This window comes from Cellulosilyticum sp. I15G10I2, from assembly GCF_900095725.1.
Lineage (GTDB): Bacteria > Bacillota > Clostridia > Lachnospirales > Cellulosilyticaceae > FMMP01.
The window spans coordinates 37,799-58,889 of the sequence record NZ_FMMP01000017.1 but is presented as its reverse complement, the minus strand read 5'-3'; the positions used below and the strand labels follow the sequence as shown (position 1 = coordinate 58,889).

The following is a 21,091-nucleotide window of genomic DNA, read 5'->3' as shown; positions in this document are numbered from 1 at the left end:
TCGCCCACCCCACTCTATGTTTTCCCTTATTATAGAATATTCCCCTCCCATTTACTTGCCTTCATTTCACTTATATTTGAACTATTTTTGTTTTTTGCTTTTCTATAGTTTATAGGAGACATATTATTTTTCTTTTTAAATGCTCTGTTAAAGTAGGATAGGCTGTTAAATCCCGATTCCAAACTAATCTCAGTGATATTCTTCTCTGTACTTATAAGGCTTTTTTCTGCTTCACTGATCCTTAGATACAAAACATATTCCATAAAAGTTTGTCCCATAATTTCTTTAAACATCTTACAAAAATAAGACTGATTATAGCCTAATACTTTTGCAATTTCTTTTTCCTCTATTTTGTTCCCTAAATTATTCTGCACGTAGTCTATAGCCTGCATTATAATATCTAAATTTTTATAGTCTATCCGATTTATATCTGGAATGCAAATTATTTTTTCTTGGATAAGATTATAAATAATCTTTAAAATACTAGCCCTTATACATATTTCATAAGCTATTGGCCTCTTATATAATACTTCCTGTATCTGCATAATATCGTTTTCAAACATACTATTTTCTTTAACAATACGCTCTTTAATATTGATATTATTTAAGAAAGTTACTAAATATTTCATCTTAAAAAGCTTACAATACTCTTCTTCCAAAAACTCTGCCTTAAATTGCATAACTAAAAATTTACTCTCTTCAAATGCTTTTATACTATGAGACTCATAAGCATTAATCAGTATCATTTCTTTTTCTCTAAATAAAACGGCCCCTCCATTCAATATAAGTTCTACAACACCTTTTTCAAGGTATAAAATCTCATAATGCTTATGCCAATGTAGTGTAATTTCTTGTTGATTAAGCAAATTATAAAAAACAGAATACTCCTTTTCCAGCAGACGATATACCAATTCTTTTTCTTCTCTTCCCTTCATAGGTATTCTCCTAAACTTATAGTTTATTTATGATACTAGTATAATACATATACCCTATTGATACCTAACGTCTTTCATATTATATTGCATCTAAAAAACCAGAGACTGTTTTTAATTAGTCTCTGGTTTCTATAATTTTATAAAACAAAAGGTATTGAAAGTAATTTATTAAGTGTTTCCAAGTCAAGTATACCATAGCCTTGATGTGGAATAGGCTATTCTATTTAGAAACCATAAGCCAAGGCTCCACCGTCCACAGCAAAATCCTGACCCGTAATATAAGCTGAATTACCACTCACAAGAAAAAGCGCCATTGCCCCAAGATCTCTTGTATCACCAAAAGCATGCACCGGCATGCGTCCTAATATTTTAGCCTTGCGTTCAGGTGTCATCACTTGTTTTGACATTTCGCTCGGGAACCATCCCGGTGCAATAGAATTTACAGTAATATTATCATTAGCCCACTCTACAGCAAGCCCCTTGGTCATAGCTAGTACCGCCCCCTTGCTCGAGCAGTACGGTACCACCTCCGAAAAACCCAAATGTGCAGCCATACTTGAAATATTAACAATACGCCCCTTATAAGGAGATCTTTTGAGATAGGGATAACAAAGGCAGCTGAGTTTGAATACACTGTTGACATTCACCTTATGAATACGATCAAAATCTTCATCTAAAAACTCTTCCGCCCGTCTTTTAACCGTAATACCCGCATTATTAATCAAAAAATCAATACCCTTTATCTCTCCAATTTCTTCTATAAGCTTTGTCATATGAGGATAGTCACAGACATCTCCGACTTGATGTATCACATTCGGATGCACACCGTCCTTATCATCTTTTACTTTACCACTACGGCTTATCGCATAAACAACCGCCCCCGCCTCTGCTAATGCATTGGCTATTGCATAGCCTATTCCACTGGAAGCTCCTGTAACAATACCTGTATGTCCGGATAAATCAAATACGATAAACACCTCCCTTATTTCAGTAAAACACACTGAAATATAATAATTGCCCAAATTATATCACCCAGCTTAGAAAAAAGCAATAAAAAAGCCAGAAGACTGTTTATGCAGTCACTGGCTCTTGGCTACTTATAAAATATAAGGAATACTAAGTAATGCGTTAAGTGTTTGTATATCGAATATCCCATAACCTTGACTTGGATTAGGATACTCTACGCCGTCAAGTTGTTTAACCGTACTAAGTATCATGCTATTCATAACTAATGTATTAGGAAAAGGAAAAACCTGTTCATCAATAAATTTACAATAAAGCGTTGCCGCTGCACCTAACATAACACTTGCTGCTGCTAAAGTCCCTGTTACAGCAACCCATTCTCCCTGTTTACAAGGTGCTATAATATTACTTGCATCAGTTATAAAAAGCGGTTTCACTCTATTATCCCAGCTATAACCCCTCCCAGAACTTCTAAGTACTACCATACTCTGTTTATCATACCCTCCTACAGTCATTACATTATTAGTATTTCCCAACGAACCTACTGTAATAAAAGGACTAGCAGGGTTAAGTGTTATATGCTCATTAAGATCTTGTTGAGAGATCCAGATATCTATTTGACTTAACACTTCAGTATCTGACGTTATCTCAATTCTCCACTCTCCTACTGGCGGATTATTAATCCTGAATAGTATTCTAATTGCCCCATTTAAAAAACTGATTTTATACCCATTGGAATAAATCGTAGCTCCTCTTAAGCGGGTAACACCCGCTATCTTTAAATCGATAGGTTCTCCTCCCAGCCCTACCGGCGGATACAAAATAGTTGTAAAAATATTCACGAACTTTTGATAAATAATACCAACTATATTTTGGTTTTCCCTTTGTACTCTTATATTAACAGCTGTCGTAGCTGGCTGGTTCCCTTTTAGGCTATAATGATGCATCTTATCCGCTTCTTCCCCTGCTGGTATTATAATGGTGAGATACTCCCTCTGGGCTATCTGTCCTAACATTTGATAAAGAATAAGTGAGCCATCGTGGGGATCAATATTACCATTGAAAGGTATGCATAACACAAGAGGCTTTTCTTTCTCTTTTGCAAAGTTTATAAGTTTCAGCGCTCCAACAAGAGCATCTGCCATCGTAATTGCCCCTTCACAAGGCATCCCACCATACAACCTTTGAAGAACTTCTGGTGCTGTATTCACTTTTGCTACCAAAAATTCTGCTTCTGTAGCAACCCCACTATAATTAGGCTCATTGCTTCTTCCGCCTGCAATCCCCAGCATCACTGTACTACTGCTCTCCCCTTCTGGAAGTTTAATCATTTCCCCCGGTGCCTCACTTAAAAGTGCCTCATCTATTTGATCTTTATACCAATACACGCCCTCATCCGCCCTTATTTGCTGCCATATACAGGCTATTCTGCTTTTTCCCTCTCGAGTAAGCAGTGCCTCATCGGTATAATCTACATCGTCCACGGCTATTATCCCTATATATACCCCTTTACCTCTATATTTTAAATTTTCAGGGGCCACACTATAAGAAAAGTTTGGAGTGATACTATTTTTATCACAAGGTGAATAGCTTAAAATAGGTACATAAAAAGGGTGTGATACCTCCATTCTTAGCACTTCGCCTAGTTCATCGAATACACTTTTTTTAGCATACAACATGCCATAATCACCTATTAGCGGAATATGCTTTAAACCTAACGCTTCATAATCATCCGGCTCTCTAAAATTCCCCAAATTAAGTGGTATGTATATTTCTTGGTCCGGGACTATCGTTTGATAAAAAACATCTTCAAACAAAACACTATTTTGCCTATCGTCCCTATACATACTTTTAAATCTAAAGTGATCATGAGAAGTATATAAATACGGCATAGCTTTTGTAATGGCTTGTTCTAAAGAATCATTAAGATAAATGATATGATCTAAGTAAAATTCATAAGACTTTTGAGAGGGTGAATAATACTTACAAATGTCTGCTTTAGCACATTTAGTAATAAGTACGCCATCTATATCTGATAAATAACTATTAACAGCTTTGTAAGTAAGCGCCCTGTATCTATACGCTTCATCAGGTACATAGATATTAGCGTAAATGATTATTGGCTTCTGCCATTCATTAGCAATATCTCTTAAGTATCTGATACACCAGATATACGTTGCAGCATCTATCTTTTGAGTAGGGCTATAGCAATTGATCCATCTACATCCTTGGGTATCTTTTCTAGTACTATTTTGTTCAAAAGTATGTGTATTCATATTATAATGGGCATCTATTCGCTTATTTGAACTTTTAGTACCTATAGAAACTAAAACCATATCCTGACTATTTAAAATAGTTTCGCTTATGTATTCTTCTTTTTTACAGAGCTCAATATTAAAACTAGGCTCTATATACTTTGTTATCCCTCTGAGCCATGATACGTATTTTTCTTCTACCTCTATTACTTTATAATTTAAACCCAGATACTCTATGTGTACTGCATATTGCCCTAAGTAACCATTTTCTTTTTCATCATGCTCTACAATGAATTTCATAACGTCCTCCCCCCTTTCATTAAAACATTGGGTACTTCTCTATTATTAAAATACGTCTCATACCTCTCATATGATTTCTTATAAATCACCTCAATAAATAATAAAATGCTCAAAATCTATTCCTCTAGACTTTGAGCATTTGTTCTCTTATATTATATTGGCCTTTTAGGTATAATATACCTTGATAATAAATTGTTTCAGACTATTCTAAGTACATCCTGAAGCCACTCTAGAGCTAAATTAAACCATGTGACTGCACGGGAATTAATATTATCTAGTATATATGCACAAATTATGATACACTAAAGTAATGGAAAATATTAAAAAAGGAGGTGTTGCAATTGTTATGGTGGACAGATGACCTTAAGACAGGTATTGAACATATTGACGAAGAGCATAAAAGTATATTTGACAAAGTAGGTATGATACTTGATTTAAGTAATACAACGGATTTAGAAGCCATTGAGAATGTTTGGTCCTTTCTGAGCAATTATGTTATCCAGCATTTCAGCCACGAAGAAGCCGTTATGTTTAAAAATCACTATAAAAATTTTACACATCATAGAGATGAACACAGCTATTTTATCAAACAACTTTATCGCCTGTATAACAAGGCTTCAGAACATGGTTTAAATGATCATATTATTGATGGATTAAAGTTGCTTGTACTTGAATGGCTGATAAATCACATCACTCAAGAAGATCGCGCATTAGCACAATTCTTACAAAAAAATGACTGCCATTAAGACAGTCATTTTATCTTTAAATAGACTCTTAACAATCATGAACTATTGTGTACTTACTAACGTTCAGACTATTTGCAGTACCTCATGCAGCCACCCCAGAGCTAAATTAAACCATGTCGCAGCATGAGGATTAATCTGTTCTGGCTTTTCAATATGCGCTGTGGTTTTATCGCACAAGGACAATCCATGAACCCCTTGATAATAAATGTGCAGCTCAAACAAAATATTCTTTTCTCTAAGGGCTCTTGCAAAAAGCAGTGCATTTTCTACCGGTACAGTAGTATCATCTAATGTATGCCATATAAAAGTCGGCGGTGTATTCACGCTGACATGATTCTCTAAAGAAAGTGTATCTCTTTGTTCTTGAGATGCTTCTGGTCCCAAAAGATGGTTAAAGGACCCTTGGTGAGCAAACTCTCCAGCTGTTATAACGGGATAAGATAAAATCATAGCATTAGGCTTATTTTCACCCGCTTCAAGCCCTAACTTTTCTCTTATAAAACTTTGATTCCAAAACACCCCTAAGCTACCTGCTAAGTGTCCCCCTGCCGAAAAACCACATACTATAATTTTATTTTCATCAACAGACCACTTATTTGCCATCTTTCTGATATAAGCTACCGCTGCGGATACTTCCAGCAATTGCGCAGGGTACTTATTTGTTTCCACACTATATCGTAAAACAAAAGCGTTAAACCCCGCTGCTACAAATCTAAGAGCCACTGGCTCTGCTTCTCTGTCTGAAGTAAGCCTATATCCGCCTCCTGGACAAATGACGACACTAGGTCTTTTATAATTTGGATGTATATCATTGCTATTGGCCACAATATAAGCAGATAATGTAGGATTATAGTCCGAATCTGAGAGTCCCTTAAACGCTTCTTTTAAACACATAACTTCATTAATCATAGTTTCCCCCCTGGCAAAATTATCTCATAGTATTTATCACTATTATGCCTCACAATTACTATACTTCTTATTTTACTTTCTTTCTATAGCTTAGTCTAGCACACTTATTTTTTAGTTTGATAAGTTTATATCAAATAGCTTTTCTCCAAACTCTACTATCATCTTATCAAAATTTTCTTTTGATATCTGCGAGGTATTCACAAGATAAATATAATCGTAAATGTTAGGCAGATGGTCTAATCCCAGCATTTCCTGCGCAAAAGCATGTGCTGCTATTTCACTGCATCTATTAATATGTGCCCTCCGTGTAAAAAAAGGCAGCTTGATCGTTTCGACTGAATCTAAGGTCTCTGATACAGACGTATTGGCTTTATGTTCAAGAAAATGATAAAACTCATGGCATAAATGGACATCCAGTGCAGTTTCATAAGCTATCGAAGCATTTCCCTCAAAGGAACTATACTGTGCAAATTCATTGAGTGACTTGGTATATAAAGTTACAATAGTTTCTTCTTTCCCCATCGTAACTTGAGCTCTAAATTTAACACCGCAATAACTATTTGTCGTTTCACAATACTCAATAACGAGCCCATTCTTTTTATAAAGTTCTCGGATGTCTTCTCCCAAATACGCTTTTGCAGCCTGTTTACCGGCATTCAATGAACTTTTAATATAATAACTATATTTATGTCGAGGTATTTTATGAAAAAGCAAATCATTGGAAAGCTCACATAAAGCAAGAATCTCATCACTTATATTCATCATCATGCCTCCTATTTATAAGCTACTGCAATGATTTCTTCATCAGCGCTCATAATCTCTGTTTCAACATCCATAATCGAATAAAGCTGTTCTGCCGTCTGCATCCCCGTTAAATCAAGCATTTTTTCCTTGTAAAAAAGAAAAACTTTTGGGATCGTTGCATTGGCATCTGAATAGGTTGTATTATCATCTAAAAAAGTATTAAATAATTGTTTCTGCTCAGATTTTTTAAACTTGATATACTCAGCCTTTTCTTTTTTGAGACGTACAACACCCTCTCGGTCGATTACACAACAACTCTTCCCTTTCAGCTTAACAAGTCCAAAGAGTATCCTTTTAGAAGTCTTTGCCTCAAAAAGGTACCATCTGCCTGTATTGCAGATAGGCTGAACCTGCTCTTTATCTACAACTAAAGCTTCAGCTGAAATACTTTTAAGTTGTTCTGTCCCAAGCTGATTAGCATTAAGGTCTTTTTTACGCAGTTCCGTTGCGCCCGTGGCAACTGCTCTTAAAATATTTTTCTGCGCATCAATTTCTATAGATACATCAACTGTTTCCTCGTTTGCACCTGATTTTACAATTCTTTCAATAATATCTGCACGGATTTTCTTAATATCCTCATCGGTTGGGTTAACAATCGTTCTTTCCAGTTGTTCACGTACCATAGCGAGGGCTACGCCAATGGTTGAAATATAAGGTGCATTTTGGGCAATTCTCCATTTAAAGTTAAAGTGCCCAGCGAGAGCATTGACAATAACAGCTCCGCTTCCACCTCCGCCAACAAGGGTAATAAACTTACGGTCAAGTTCATACTCATTTATTAAATCATTAATAACAACTGCTAACTTTTTAATAGCAATGTCCATAGCTTGTTTTGCCGCATCTTTAGCGCTTATGCTCAGATAATCTCCTAATGCTGACCAAGCTACTTTTGTACATCCTATATTGCCATAAGCATAGTCATCTTTTGGTACATAGCCAAGCAAGTTTGCAGCACCTGCAAGTGTTAATGAATACTCTTTACCATCTTGGGCCACAATTGTTGCATACTCACAAGGATCATCTGCCCTTGGACTTACAAACTGAACCGAAGCCTCAGTAATAGCATCCTCCGGAGTAAAACACTCATAATTTTTGCCTGCAATATGTGCACTTCTAGGTCCGATATCAATCATTTTTTTATCTTTAATACGAATCATGCTTCCCCCAGCAACCCCAAGAGTACGTACGTCTAATGATTGTAGATAAGTTTTATGTCCGCCGACTTGTGCATATTTGATCATAACTTTTCCATTTTTAATAACAGAAATATCTACACTGGTTCCCCCCACCTCAAAAAAGATCCCATCAGAAATTTTCTCATACATCAGTGCACCAGCTACCCCGGCCGCTAAGCCCGAAAGCATCGTAAGAATAGGTCTTTTACGCACCTCATTAATACTCATTACCCCACCGTCACAGCGCATAATCATGAGGCCGGACTTAATCTTTGTATCTAATACCGCTTGCTCTGTCATGTTAGCTGTCTCTATCATTTTAGGAATAAGGCTTGCATTGACTACTGCTGTACGTGTCCGCATCTTCAGTCCATATAACTGAGAAATTTCATGGCCTCCTGTAGTATATAAACCTTTTTTAGCCGCACACGCCATAACCTTGAGTTCATTTTCAGGATCATCAACACTATAAGCTTCCGATGCTACAATAACCTGAGCCTTTTTATCAAGCAGTTCACAAATAGCTGCTTCTATCATCTCATCATTTACACTTACAGAATCAATAAAAGCATTAGACGAATTTAAGTATTTACCTGGTGCAAGTTCAATATTCCCTATGTTTGTTTCTGACTTTGCACTTCTTGCATCTACCCCTGTTCCCATACCAATGATTCCTACCTGTGCAACATCACCTTCTAAGAGTGCATTGGTTGCCTGAGTTGTGCCATGGGCAATAAACATAACATCTTCGGGCTCAATTTGATTTTCTTTCATAAGCGTTGAAATAATCTTAACTACCCCAACTGCAACCCCCTCTTCATGAGTCGTTGGTATTTTCATTTTTGCCAGCACCTTATAATCCGCATTATCAATAATAACTGCATCGGTAAATGTACCGCCCACATCTATGCCTATTCTTACTTTTTTATTCATAAAAAAGCCTCCACTCTATATTTAAAAGGAAGTCATCTTCCTTAGTATTTTCAAATTTAAAAGCAGTGCATAGGTTAAAATGACTTGATCCTATGCACCGTTCTTTGGTGCTATGTGCGCTGTTTAATTCCTTATTAAAATACCATAAAGCTAGCTGCAATTAAACCTACAAAGGTAGATATAGCAATCCAAATAATAGTTTTTTTAAGATATTCATTAACATCTGTTTTTGTAAAATCTGAAATCCAAACATTATGCGAATTGGTAGGATCACAGACAGCCTGAACGTTACTATCTAAACGCAGTGCAACCATAGCTGCAACTGGATTCATGCCTGCTGCTGCAAGAAGTGCAACAACACCGCTACCGAGCCCCCATACATTAAGAGGTCCTCTGTATATTGCTAGTGGTGATAATAACCCAAATACGATGATAAACATAAACGGACTTGAAGGAATAATCGCGCTGATAACAGGCTGTAAAATTTCAGCTACTTGAGGTGCCATAACAGATTTCAAAGTCATACCAATCCCTATCATAAGAGCAGCTGCACCTGCTGTATCCTGAATCCCTTCTATAAAAGCACTGGAAACAATCTGTATAGGATTTTTAGGTGTAGCAAGTATTAACGAAGCTGCAATACCAATAAGTATAGCTGGTACAAGAGGCATTTTAAATGCAAAAACAAGAACTACAGGAATAATTGGGCTAATAAGTGCTATTGTTCTAACATTTTTATCTGATGTTACAACGTCTGCCCCAAGAGACGGCATGGCCCAAGCTTTACTTGTTTTACCACTGAATTTAATAGATACAACAATCATAATAATTGCAACGATAATAAGTGGTATACCGCAAAGCCATGAATAGGCTGTAACAGTTCCAAGCGGCAAACCTAAAACATCTATGTAGACACCCAAAGTACCTACACTAAAAGTAACTCCGATGCCGTTTGCAAGCAAAAGTACAATACCGCTGACAAGCGGACTGATGCCAGCTGAGATCATAATTGGCAGGATGATTGTTCCAACTAAAATAACCATTCCAAGTCCATTAGATGCTGCAAAAATAATAGAGCATACAACTAAGAAAGCAAGCGCTATCGGCAGTGGTTTATCCCCAGCAAGCTCAGCTGCTTTTCTGATAATCGTTCTTGTAACACCTATCTTGGTCAGCATCTTGCCAAACCATCCCCCAAATATAAGTCCAGCAATAGCTGTACTCATTCTCATGGCACCGCCTTCAAGCACGTCTTTTGCAATTGTAAAAGTTTCCTTATCTGATGAGATAAAAGGGATACCTGCAACTAAGGCAATACCTACTGCCATAATAGGCAGTGCAAGAATGGTTGGTATTTTGCGAGTCATCATAAGAATGACGAGTACTGCAAATATACCTAGAATTCCAATAACTTGTAGTGTGTTCATAAAAAACCTCCTCATAAAAATAATTTATTTAGACGGACTTTAGTCCCGCCAAAATCAAAATAACAAACACTATACTTCTAAATAAGCATCTTGCTCTTTCAATAACTTCTGCAGTTTCTTAACATCTATTTTCTTAGGATCTAGGTTTGCTTTTACTGCCATCCCTGCCGCTGTACCACAGGCATGCCCCAAAGCGCCTGCTGTAGGCGTAGTTCTAATGGCTGCTTGTGCTTCAAATGTTGCAGATACGCATCGTCCAGTCACCAACAAATTATCCACCTCATTGCATACCATTATCTCATAAGGAATACTGTAGTAAGTTCCAGGCTCTGACATAAAAATACTTTCTGTCCCTTCACCCTTTGGATTATGTATATCAATTGGGTAAGCTGAATGTGCTATCGTTGTATCAAACTGCTTACGTTCCAAAATATCTTGTGCTGTAAGGGTATATACTCCCTTCAGCTGTCTGGACTGCCTAATACCTATTGAAGGTCCTGTCATTTCAAGATGGGCTCTCTCAAACCCAGGTACATGCCGACGTAAAAATCTTTCTAGCTCTGCACATTGCATACGACCTGTTCTTTCCGCATCACTTAAGCTTTTTGCATCGGTTGCATCATGCCCAATGATTCTCGTTGTATTAATAATAAATTCTCCCGGAACATCCGTTTCAAAAAAGAGGATATCTTCCCGTGGAATTGAAATCTCTCCTGCTTCTTTAGCCCTTTTAAACTCATCTATAAATCCAGCTATTGCAAGATAAGGTGTTTTATTCATAAGATCAATGTTATCTACGAGTCTTGGAAACTTTTCTGCATGCTGAGCAATGTGCTTTCTTAAAAGGGATGTGTCTACATTACAAAACTTCATTTTTGTAGTCATAGGCTGCATGGCCCCATCTGTTTCTCTGCCCTTTATAACTGAAGCTCCTGCCCAAGCAGCAAGATCCCCATCCCCCGTTGCATCAATATAGACTTTACCCGCAATCTCACTCAAACCATTTTTATTACAAATAGTAAGACTAGCTATTTTATGATCTTCAGACTTAACTGCTCCAATAAAAGTATGGAAAAGCACCTCACACCCTGCTTCATCTAACATTTCATCTAATATGAGTTTTAAGCCTTCTGCATTAAAAGGTGTTAAATAACTTATGTATCCTGTCGTATCTCTGATATGTCCTGGGGAATAACCTCTTTTTGTCATACGCTCTGCTATTTCCCCCATGATTCCTTTAATAATCTGCTTTTCACCAGCATGAAAAGTCATCATAGGTCCTACGCCACACGATGTCAGTGTTCCACCTAAATAACCTGCCTGTTCTATTACAAGCACCGAGGCCCCACTTCGACCAGCTGCAATAGCTGCCACACACCCCGAAACGCCGCCTCCTGCAACAATCACATCAAATGGCTGTAAGTTTACTTTTTTCGTCATTTATCTCTTCCTTTCCATTTAAAATATACTGCCTTTTTCTGAAAATCATTTTCATTCTTTTAAACTTCAAAGCTATTACGCGAGCTCACCAATTGTGCACATTGTATACTTTTATTATTATTAAATACTTTTTTATGTCATTATACTATCATCATTTTCATTCGACGTCAATATATTTGATTTATTTTTTTATAATCAATCATTTCAAGTCACCAACAAAGAAAATTACCGCCACTACCTATGCCACTGTTTGCAATTTAGTTTGCATTATGTTATTGTAATGTTGTAAATACTTAATTGTGAGGTAAAAAAATGGTACCAGCAGTTATCGCAAAAATTATTTCTATGCAGCCTAATTACACAATGAGCGAAAATGAAATAAGTCAATACGTTATCAATAATGCAGAATATGTTGTGTCTAGCACAATCACTACTATTGCAAAAGAAACCGGCACCTCAGAAGCTAGTATTAACCGTTTCTGCAAAAAACTTGGTTATAAAGGGTTTAATGGTTTTAAAATTGCACTTGCTCAAGAAAACTTTTATAATAGCATGAAAAAACAAAATACTTATAGCAGTGAAACTGGCTTTATTGAATCTATGACAATGGATTATCGCCAAATGTTAATGAATACTTCTGCTATGTTAGATGAGAAAATTGTCTTCCAAGCAGTAGACTATATAAAATCAGCCCATAACATTCAAATTATTGCTCTTTTTAATGCTTCTTTTGTGGCCCATGAACTAGAATTTAAATTTAATCTTGTTGGATTATCTGCAAAAGCACATACTGATATGTTAGACATGCGCATTAATACAGAGAATATAGGAGAAAAAGATTTAGCCATTATAATCGCCCCTACTATTCTCAGCAAAGATATTTATCAAGCTGTAACGACGTGTCATGAACATGGCGCAAAAATCATTACCATCACGAGCTACGATTCTCCTAAATTAAATGACTTGGTTGACTTAAAGTTTATTACTTCTGATAAAGTAACAGCCCATAACTCCATGTCCTTATCAAATAATCTTATGTTCTTATATGTTATTGATATTATTTACGGCGCACTTCTTAAAAGTGATAAAGCCCTTAGGCAAAAGAAATTAACGAGTGATGCTATGCTTAATAATCATCAAATGATGGATAACTATATTTTTGAATATTAACCACCTGACTCTTACAGGTGGTTTTATAACGTGTATGTTCAAGTACACAACAAGCCAAAACTTATAATAAAACAGACAAGAATTTGGATTTTCATCACTCTTTTTCTTGTCTGCTTTATTCAAATAGCTCCTATTTATGATTCACTACGCTAAAATCTAATTGCGTTTTACTATAATATTTTTCACCTGCATTAAATACCTGATTCACTTTATAATCCTTTAGATTGACACCATTAGGAAAGTCTTGTGTCTCCAAACAAATCCCCATATGTTTACATGCTGGTTGACCACTTTGCAAAGTTACTTGCTGACCAAGCCAGTTAGTTGTATAGCACACCACGCATGCCTGATCGGTCGTGAGATTGATCTTTCGCCCAGAGACTTCATCAATCAGCTCAATTTCCTTTGGATCCTGTAAAACAAAGGCATGATCAATCCCCCCTGTAATTTCAAATTGCGGATGCCCTTTCTTTAAACGGCTGTCAATTTTAGCCAAAGACCTAAAGTCAAAAGCTGTATGCTCAACTGCTAGTTGATTGCCCGTAACATTTTTCTTTGCATCTACTTCCATAACATACTCTGATGCTATCTTTAAATCATGATCTTCAATAGTTGCTTTGCAGTCTCCGCTAAGATTAAAAGCAGCATGATTAGTCAAATTCATAATAGTCTGTTTGTCACACACACCCTCATATTCAAGCGTTAAACTATTATCTTTGAGACGATAAAAAACCTTGAAATCTGCATTTCCCGGATAGCCTTCATGTCCATCTTCTTGGCTGCAAGTACAGCTAATGACAGCTTCATTCTCGTCTTCAAACATCTCAATATCCCAATAGGAAACCCCTAGATTTTGAAAACCTCCATGAATATGGTTCACATCTGAATTAATCGTTAATTGAACAGGTTGATCACCGAGTTCACATTGACCAAATGCAATTCTCCCTGCACTTCTTCCAACGATTGATCCAAAGTAAGGCGATCCTTTTAAATACTCCGCGACATTTTGATGGGCTAAAACAACATTCTCCATCTTACCGTTTTTATCCGGCACATAGATACCCCTTAGGCTAGCTCCAATGTTAATCACTCGAACCTCTATCCTGTCATTTGACATCACGTATTCTCTTACTTTTTTGTTGTCATATTCATATATAACTTCTGATTTGAAAATCATACCCTTCCCTCCTCTATCTCATTACCTTGTACCATTATAACTCAAATACCACCTTTTCTACTGTATCTTTTTTATAAATAATTGCCTCTATTTTGTCATCACTTGTTTTAAACTCTACGTTTAAGAGAGTTTCATGATCCTGATAAGATTCAATGATGTTGAAAAATACAGCACTATTTCCCTCTATTCTCTGTATAACATAAGACATATCTTTTAAAGAAGGGTTATCTGGGCCTTCTCCATAGTAAATTGCCCCACCTTTAAGATAGGTAAATAAATTAAGATTAGCCCCGCCAATCCTATAGCTTGTTTTCACTTGTTCTATAGGCTCTAACCGGGTAACATCATGTAAATATTTGAAAGGCTTTTTATCAGAAAAACGGTGGATCTTCTTTTCATCCGCATGTTGGCTTGATTTCATTCCACAAAAGTGCATACACCAATCAATAGAATAATCATCTACCCCTTCCACAATAAATAAGTCCGCCATATAGGTATCCGCCCAAGCTATTTTTCTAACCATACGCACATTTTTATAACTTTTCTCATCCCACTGTACAATCGTAAAGCTGTCCGGCATCACATAAGGCTTTTTAAAGTCAACTTCAGCTTCTATATAAGTTATATTTCCCACCTTTTCAAAGCGCAGTACCTTTCCTTCAGCAGGCATTTGGTTTTCTTCATTGATGACAACGGTATTATGAGTACCTGTGTTTTTATAGTAATCATAGTGAAGCGGTGCGCCATAACCTGTGGTTCCTATATCCGGCGCGATACGTTCTCCATGTGCAAGATAAGAAATACCGAGCCTGTCATAATGATCATGTTCTCCGCCATATGCACCATGCCGAAATAATAAATACCTATTGTCATCTCCTCTTAAGACAGTATGTCCAGACCCTTTGTCGGAATGATACGATCTAAGTTCTATAGGTTCCGATTTTGGTAGATCATCTACCCCATAAAAAAAGGCTTCTAAGTTTTTTCGCTCTTGCTCTTTGTAGATTTCATTTAATAACTTTAAAATCTGCGGTGATCTTGTGTGCGTGTAAACAAATTCAAATAAATAATTGTGTTTAAGCGAACTATGCCCGTAGTTGGTATCATTAAGCAGTGGCAGCGAAAAATCCGGCTGCAAAAAGTTGAATACAGCTTCTAGCATCCCTTGATAATGGGGGTGATTAATAGTGCTATAAGAAGTGTTAAGTGCAAATTTTTCAAAGCTAAGAAAACTAAGCAGCGCATAAAAATGATAGCCAAAGCTACATTCAAACCACACTTTATCTTCTAATATGCCATGCTCCAGTTGATATAACAAACCATATTTTTCATATAAAGCAAATGTAATAAGATCGTCACGCTGATAAAGTACCCCCACTACAGCTATTGCAGAATTAGTAATAACTTCATGGTTATGAATTTGATTGTGGCGGTGCTCTCTTAAAAACTCCGCTCCTGGTATAAGCAGTCTGTCCTTTATTAATTCCTTTTCTTCGCTTGTCATGCATTCTTCAACTAAGTCATAGGCTAAAGCCAGATTTCTAATAAAGATAGCTTCATTTAACGTCTGTGCCTCTGCCTTTCCCGGTCCATTATACGGAATATCTCCATGGATCTGGTAGTCTATATAATATTTGGCATAGGCCGTTAGTATCTCAATAACTTTTCTGGCGTAGCTTTTGTCTTCGCTTAAGAGATACATAAGCCCCATAGTATAAGCGACCTTATAGTTTTCAGTATTGACAAAGTTCCACCAAGTGCTGTCAAAGGGTTCTCCTTCATAAACAGCCCCACACTCAGGGCATACATGATGAAATCTGTCTGCTCTATTAAAAGTCAGATGCACAGAACAACTTTTACAGTAATAGTAAAGTCCCCAATTTGCAATACCCTCAGCCGGTACTAAAACAGGTGCTTTATAAATTGATTCCGTCTGCTCTTTTAGTACTTGTATAATATAAGGTTGTTTGATAGCCTTTTGCCTTAACCTCCCAGTCTCTTGCTTTGAAAATTGGATCATATTCATTCTCCCTCTCTCTTTAAAATACCTACTCTATAATTTTTAAAATTGGACTAACTAATATGCCGCTTGGTTTTAACTGTACTCATACAGCATAGTCTATTCCTCTTTTCTTCCTTGCCTTTTTTGTCATTTTAATATGGTTACACGTTTGGAGATATCCAATATCTTACCTAATCGTGTATGATTTCTGACGTGTTTATAATTATACGTATGATATACGTGATCTAGGCAAATGAATAAGAGCCTCTAAATTTTCAAATACCTAAAAATAGGAGAGGCGCATTTTAATACGCCTCTCCTATTTTATATTTCACTCTGTGCTGTGAACTGCAGCTCTGTTTCACACTTTTCTTTATACGACTGTTCTTCTGTTGTATAGTCTGCACTCTTATTTTTTTCAAAAAGATATTCATGTTTAACTCCACTTACATTAAAGCGAAGAAGTCTAAAAGTAAGCTGAACAACAGGTCCTATGCCAATTCCGAGAATGACAGTCCCCAGTCCAATCTTTCCACCTAGCATAAATCCAATCCCAAGAACAGTAAGTTCAATGCTGCCTCTGATTAGACCAACCTTTTTATTTGTTTTTTTAACCAGCCCCACCATAAGTCCATCTCTAGGTCCCGTTCCATATCCTGCGCCAATATAAAAGTAACTCGCAAGAGCAATAGTAAACATACTCACTATAATTGTTATTATTCCACTTAATAGTGTATTCATTGTTGGTATGAGATCCAGGTAGAAAAGAAGATCAATAACCAGCCCTATGCCAAATATATTAACAATTGTACCAAAACCTATTTTTTCTTTAAGCCAATAATTAAAGACCAGAATTAAGAGTCCAACCCCAATACCAGCTTGCCCCAGGGTAACACCTATTAGAGCTGAAAGCCCTTGGTGAAATGCATCCCAAGGTGAAATCCCAAGATTTGCTTTAATGGATAGTACAATCCCGAGTCCATATAATAAAATCCCTAAAAACAGAGTGAATAGTCTTTTTAGTTTCATGTCGACCCCCTATTTAATCTTCTCTAGTATACTTGCTATTAAATAGAACAGTCAACACAATTCTAGACCTTTTGGCTAGTTCCCAACTTGCCGAAAGAAGCCATTCAGACTCCCTTTATTACTTATCTAGCTTTTCTAGAGCTTCCCATAATCCATTAAGATAAGTAGCCCCTAAAGCTCTGTCATATAATCCATAACCAGCTCTTCCAGTTTCTCCCCAAATCATACGCCCATGGTCTGGCCTCATATAACCATCAAAACCATTTTTATGAAGCGCTTGCAAAATAGCAAACATATCCAAACTTCCACAAGAAGAAAGATGTGCTCTTTCTTCAAATCCTCTGCCATCTTCTAAAACAGCTACATTTCTGGTATTTGTCTGATATTCTGAAGTGTAACTTTATCATCTTCACCATACCATCTAAAAGATAATTTCATATTTTTTTGCCTCCTTTTGATAATTAGACTCTAATTTTTATCAATCTTTTTTTAACAGCACAAGCTTCTCTAGAAATACAGCGCGATTTATGCGCATCTTCGCAGAGATACAAGTGCTTTTACAAATCTGTCCTCTAGATAATCATACCTCTGTTCAAGTTTAATATACGTTGTAAACATAGTATTCTTCTACTCCATTTATTTCCGTAATTCAATTGCAATAGTGGCTTCTCCTAAATCTTTGCATACTATAGCGGCCATTGCAATCGTTTTTTTCAACAGTCTCCATGACATAGGTTGCACAAATTTGACTCTCTTTATCATAATGTACAGCATTACCAAATAGTTCTTCTAAAATGCTATGCTTGGTGTACATAGCTAAAACCCTCTAGACAATTAATATCTTGAGGGCTTTACTTACTAAAAACCTTTTATCAACTAAAAAGAAAGAACTATTTTACAGCATTCATTAGGTTTACTGATTAGCAGATGAATAGCCTCTTCAATCTCTGTAAAGTTAAACCTATGAGAAATTATCTTTTCTGGATTAAATATCTCTTTTTCTATGCAGTCAACTACAATAGGGAATCTATTGCAGCTTAATCTAGACCCCTTAACATCTAACTCTCTTTTTGTTACCTCCATCTGAATAAGATTAGAAGGTGTTTTCAAAAACCCGAGAAGAACGACTCTGCCAGTAGGCATCATATTAGGAAGAATAGCCTCTATAATACTCGGATGCCCTACCGCATCTAAAGCTAAGGTTATCCCCTCAACCCCCTCGGTTTCTTCAATAAAATCTACAAGCGATTTATTCATAGTATTGATTACATAGTCTGCACCAATGGCTTTAGCACGTGCCAATTTTTCATCAGATATATCAGCTATGATAACAGTTGCACCTACACTTTTTGCCGTTAAAAGAATTGTAAGACCTATAGCTCCTGCACCCGCAATATAAATAATGTCTTCTCTTGTGATGCCTCCTCTTGCCAAGGACTGCGATGCAATTGTAAAGGGCTCCACAAGACAAGCCACCTCCCAAGGAATATGCTTATCAATTTTATGACAAGCCGAAGCTGGAATAGAAACATATTCCTTAAAGCCTCCATTAACATGCACGCCTCGAACCATAAGACTTGAGCACACATTGTATCTTCCAGTCTTACAAGCATAGCACTCGCCGCAGCTAATCACCGGATCTACGCTAATATGATCCCCTACAACGATATCTTTTACTTCCTTTCCAACTTCAACTACTTCTCCCGCAAATTCATGTCCCGGTATAACAGGGTAGTTTATAAAAGGGGATGTTCCGTGGTATCCATGCATATCAGACCCACAAATCCCTCCAGCTTTGACTCGAATTAGAACATCTTTCTCACTCTGCAGTTTTTCCATCTCAACTTCCATCACCATAATTTTATGAGGTTCAGGTATTAATACTGCTTTCATTTTCCAATCATTCCTTTCGCTATGTCAGAGGTACAAAACGCAATAAAAAAGATTAAACTATGTACCTTAGCATAATATTTTATCAAGCGTGCATTTTTTTATAGTTAATAGTATTACATTTTAGAAAATACTAGGATTAATAAATCTAGGTATGCCCATAATAATATTTGGGAAAAAGGCAACAAAAATGAGTACCGCTATAGCCACTAAGAAATAAGGCAGCACACCCTTAAAGGATTCTTCAATAGATAGATCTGAAATAGTTCCCGCTATTAAAAGGCATAACCCATAAGGCGGCGTTACGAGTCCAAGTGCTAATGTTATAATGATCACAAGCCCTAAATGCACAGGATCAACCCCAAGCGTAATCGCCGCAGGCAGAATAACAGGTACAAATAGTATCATAGCAGGAACAGCATCCATAAATGTCCCAATGATCAAGAAAAATACAACAACTACAAAAATAAAGGTGTAGGCACCCCCTGGCATACCCGCGAAGAACTGAGATGCTTTAGTTGATACATTATAATATCCCAAGAGTTCTCCAAGTGCATTAGCTGTAGATAAAGCAAATAGTGATAAAGAGCTAAGCTTAAGTGTTTCTTTTATAATTTCTGGAAGATCTTTTATCTTGATTGTTTTATAGACAAACATTCCAATAATAAGCGCATATACACAGGCAAAAGCTGCTGCCTCAGTAGGTGTATAGGCTCCCGTTACAATACCTCCAATAATGATTACTGGTGTCATAAGTGCAGGTGCACTCTTATAAAATAAACGCATTGTCGTCTTAAGCGGGGTTCTCTTATTTTTCGGAAAACCTCTTTTTATACCAATAAAATAGACAACAAGCATCATAGCTAAACCTAAGAGAACACCCGGAATAATTCCTGCCACAAAAAGTGCACTTGTAGACACATTGGCAATACCAGCATAAACAACCATCGTAATACTTGGCGGAATAATGCTACCTAAAGTAGATGATGCTGCGGTAACACCTACCGCCGTACCCTTGTCATATCCATTTTCTTCCATTTGAGGTATGAGTATTTTACCAACACCAGCAGTATCTGCTTGTGACGATCCTGATACCCCGGCAAAAATCATAGATACCAAAATATTTGAATGTGCAAGACCCCCTCTTATATGTCCTACCAGCGCACTAGATAAGTCAATAAGTTTTTTGGATATAGATCCATGATTCATTAAGTTAGCTGCAAGAATAAATAAAGGTACTGCCAAAAGGACAAAAGAATCAAGTCCTGTGAACATTTTCATAAAAACCACAATACCACTTAACTGTGGAATTAATAAAATACCTATAAACGCTACCATACCAATCACATAAGATATAGGTACGCCGAGAACAATCAGCCCTGTGAATAAAATAACCAATAATGCTTGTGTCATTATTTTATCCCTCCCGCACTAAAATTTTTAAAATATTTTATAAGATGGTTGATACAAAATAGTGTACATGTTCCTCCTAAAATAGGTACACACAACCATGTATAACCCATTTTGATACTCGGCAAGCTAATCCATCTATAATTCCAAAATTTCTTAGCTATTATAATGCCATAATATAAAGTCGCTGAAGAATATAGCATAATAACGAGCGAAATAAATATATTAATAAGTTCTCTTTTCCTGCCAGTTAATTTCTCTTGTAAAGATGCAAAGGAAAAATGCTTATTCTCATAAGTCATAGCCCCCGCCCCCATAAACACCGCCCATATGAAAGAGTACGAACTAACTTCTCCGGTCCAGCTTACAGTAACACCTGTATAGCGACCAACCACTTGAATAACAATGGTAACAAAGAATATACTGATAAATAGCACACCTAAAGAAAGCTCTGCTTTATATATCATTCTAGATAACTTATCCATTACTAACCGTCCTTTCTAAAAAAAAGAGTCTAAGGCTATCT

At 36.6% G+C, this 21,091-nt stretch carries 17 protein-coding genes and 1 pseudogene; 2 read left to right on the top strand and 16 right to left on the bottom strand.

Annotated elements, in window-relative coordinates:
* Positions 1 to 29: 29 nt before the first annotated feature.
* From BN3326_RS16530 to BN3326_RS16520, 3 genes are all read right to left on the bottom strand, one after another.
* Entirely contained in the window at positions 30 to 935 is a 906-nt protein-coding gene (locus tag BN3326_RS16530) for an AraC family transcriptional regulator (protein ID WP_070000367.1), read from the bottom strand.
* A 224-nt stretch (positions 936 to 1,159) separates the two neighbouring features.
* The gene (locus BN3326_RS16525; protein ID WP_242876018.1) at positions 1,160 to 1,957 is read right to left on the bottom strand and encodes an SDR family NAD(P)-dependent oxidoreductase; all 798 of its coding nucleotides are present in this window, start codon (positions 1,955 to 1,957) and stop codon (positions 1,160 to 1,162) included.
* 75 nt (positions 1,958 to 2,032) lie between these two features.
* Entirely contained in the window at positions 2,033 to 4,453 is a 2,421-nt protein-coding gene (locus BN3326_RS16520) for a S8/S53 family peptidase (protein WP_070000366.1), read from the bottom strand.
* 341 nt (positions 4,454 to 4,794) lie between these two features.
* Between BN3326_RS16520 and BN3326_RS16515 the strand changes: the two genes are divergently transcribed.
* Entirely contained in the window at positions 4,795 to 5,199 is a 405-nt protein-coding gene (locus BN3326_RS16515) for a bacteriohemerythrin (RefSeq protein ID WP_070000365.1), read from the top strand.
* A gap of 63 nt (positions 5,200 to 5,262) precedes the next feature.
* On the opposite strand, the gene BN3326_RS16510 is transcribed toward BN3326_RS16515, so the two are convergent.
* The 5 genes from BN3326_RS16510 to BN3326_RS16490 form a co-directional block, all read right to left on the bottom strand.
* The gene (locus tag BN3326_RS16510; RefSeq protein ID WP_083258838.1) at positions 5,263 to 6,108 is read right to left on the bottom strand and encodes an alpha/beta hydrolase; all 846 of its coding nucleotides are present in this window, start codon (positions 6,106 to 6,108) and stop codon (positions 5,263 to 5,265) included.
* Positions 6,109 to 6,219: 111 nt separating this feature from the next.
* Positions 6,220 to 6,870, bottom strand: a complete 651-nt coding sequence (locus tag BN3326_RS16505) for a hypothetical protein (RefSeq protein WP_070000364.1) — start codon at positions 6,868 to 6,870, stop codon at positions 6,220 to 6,222.
* An 11-nt stretch (positions 6,871 to 6,881) separates the two neighbouring features.
* Positions 6,882 to 9,020, bottom strand: coding sequence for a hydantoinase/oxoprolinase family protein (locus BN3326_RS16500; protein WP_070000363.1), 2,139 nt, complete (start codon positions 9,018 to 9,020; stop codon positions 6,882 to 6,884).
* Positions 9,021 to 9,154: 134 nt separating this feature from the next.
* Positions 9,155 to 10,447 (bottom strand): citrate transporter, encoded by a 1,293-nt coding sequence (locus tag BN3326_RS16495; protein ID WP_070000362.1) that lies wholly within the window; start codon positions 10,445 to 10,447, stop codon positions 9,155 to 9,157.
* Positions 10,448 to 10,516: 69 nt separating this feature from the next.
* The gene (locus BN3326_RS16490) at positions 10,517 to 11,887 is read right to left on the bottom strand and encodes an FAD-dependent oxidoreductase (protein ID WP_070000361.1); all 1,371 of its coding nucleotides are present in this window, start codon (positions 11,885 to 11,887) and stop codon (positions 10,517 to 10,519) included.
* Between the two features lie 312 nt (positions 11,888 to 12,199).
* Between BN3326_RS16490 and BN3326_RS16485 the strand changes: the two genes are divergently transcribed.
* Entirely contained in the window at positions 12,200 to 13,057 is an 858-nt protein-coding gene (locus BN3326_RS16485) for a MurR/RpiR family transcriptional regulator (protein WP_070000360.1), read from the top strand.
* A 130-nt stretch (positions 13,058 to 13,187) separates the two neighbouring features.
* On the opposite strand, the gene BN3326_RS16480 is transcribed toward BN3326_RS16485, so the two are convergent.
* The 8 genes and pseudogenes from BN3326_RS16480 to BN3326_RS16455 all read right to left on the bottom strand — a co-directional run bounded on the left by BN3326_RS16480 (position 13,188) and on the right by BN3326_RS16455 (position 21,050).
* On the bottom strand, positions 13,188 to 14,234 hold the full coding sequence (locus BN3326_RS16480) for an aldose epimerase family protein (protein WP_070000359.1): 1,047 nt from the start codon (positions 14,232 to 14,234) through the stop codon (positions 13,188 to 13,190).
* Between the two features lie 34 nt (positions 14,235 to 14,268).
* Entirely contained in the window at positions 14,269 to 16,254 is a 1,986-nt protein-coding gene (locus tag BN3326_RS16475) for a heparinase II/III domain-containing protein (RefSeq protein ID WP_070000358.1), read from the bottom strand.
* A 306-nt stretch (positions 16,255 to 16,560) separates the two neighbouring features.
* A complete protein-coding gene (locus BN3326_RS16470; protein ID WP_070000357.1) occupies positions 16,561 to 17,265 on the bottom strand; it encodes a YczE/YyaS/YitT family protein in 705 nt (234 codons plus the stop codon).
* A 118-nt stretch (positions 17,266 to 17,383) separates the two neighbouring features.
* A pseudogene (locus tag BN3326_RS21265) lies at positions 17,384 to 17,635 on the bottom strand (mannonate dehydratase); the annotation flags it as partial.
* Between the two features lie 279 nt (positions 17,636 to 17,914).
* Positions 17,915 to 18,079 carry a hypothetical protein gene (locus BN3326_RS22065; protein ID WP_171903853.1) on the bottom strand — a complete coding sequence of 55 codons (165 nt, stop codon included), beginning with the start codon at positions 18,077 to 18,079 and terminating at the stop codon, positions 17,915 to 17,917.
* Between the two features lie 62 nt (positions 18,080 to 18,141).
* Positions 18,142 to 19,158 carry a zinc-binding alcohol dehydrogenase family protein gene (locus BN3326_RS16465; protein WP_070000356.1) on the bottom strand — a complete coding sequence of 339 codons (1,017 nt, stop codon included), beginning with the start codon at positions 19,156 to 19,158 and terminating at the stop codon, positions 18,142 to 18,144.
* A gap of 120 nt (positions 19,159 to 19,278) precedes the next feature.
* Complete coding sequence (locus BN3326_RS16460) at positions 19,279 to 20,568, bottom strand: TRAP transporter large permease (protein ID WP_070000355.1); 1,290 nt, start codon at positions 20,566 to 20,568, stop codon at positions 19,279 to 19,281.
* Positions 20,568 to 21,050: a TRAP transporter small permease gene (locus BN3326_RS16455; RefSeq protein ID WP_070000354.1), complete on the bottom strand. Its 483-nt coding sequence runs from the start codon at positions 21,048 to 21,050 to the stop codon at positions 20,568 to 20,570. The genes BN3326_RS16460 and BN3326_RS16455 overlap by 1 nt, the downstream gene beginning before the upstream one ends.
* Between the last annotated feature and the right edge of the window lie 41 nt (positions 21,051 to 21,091).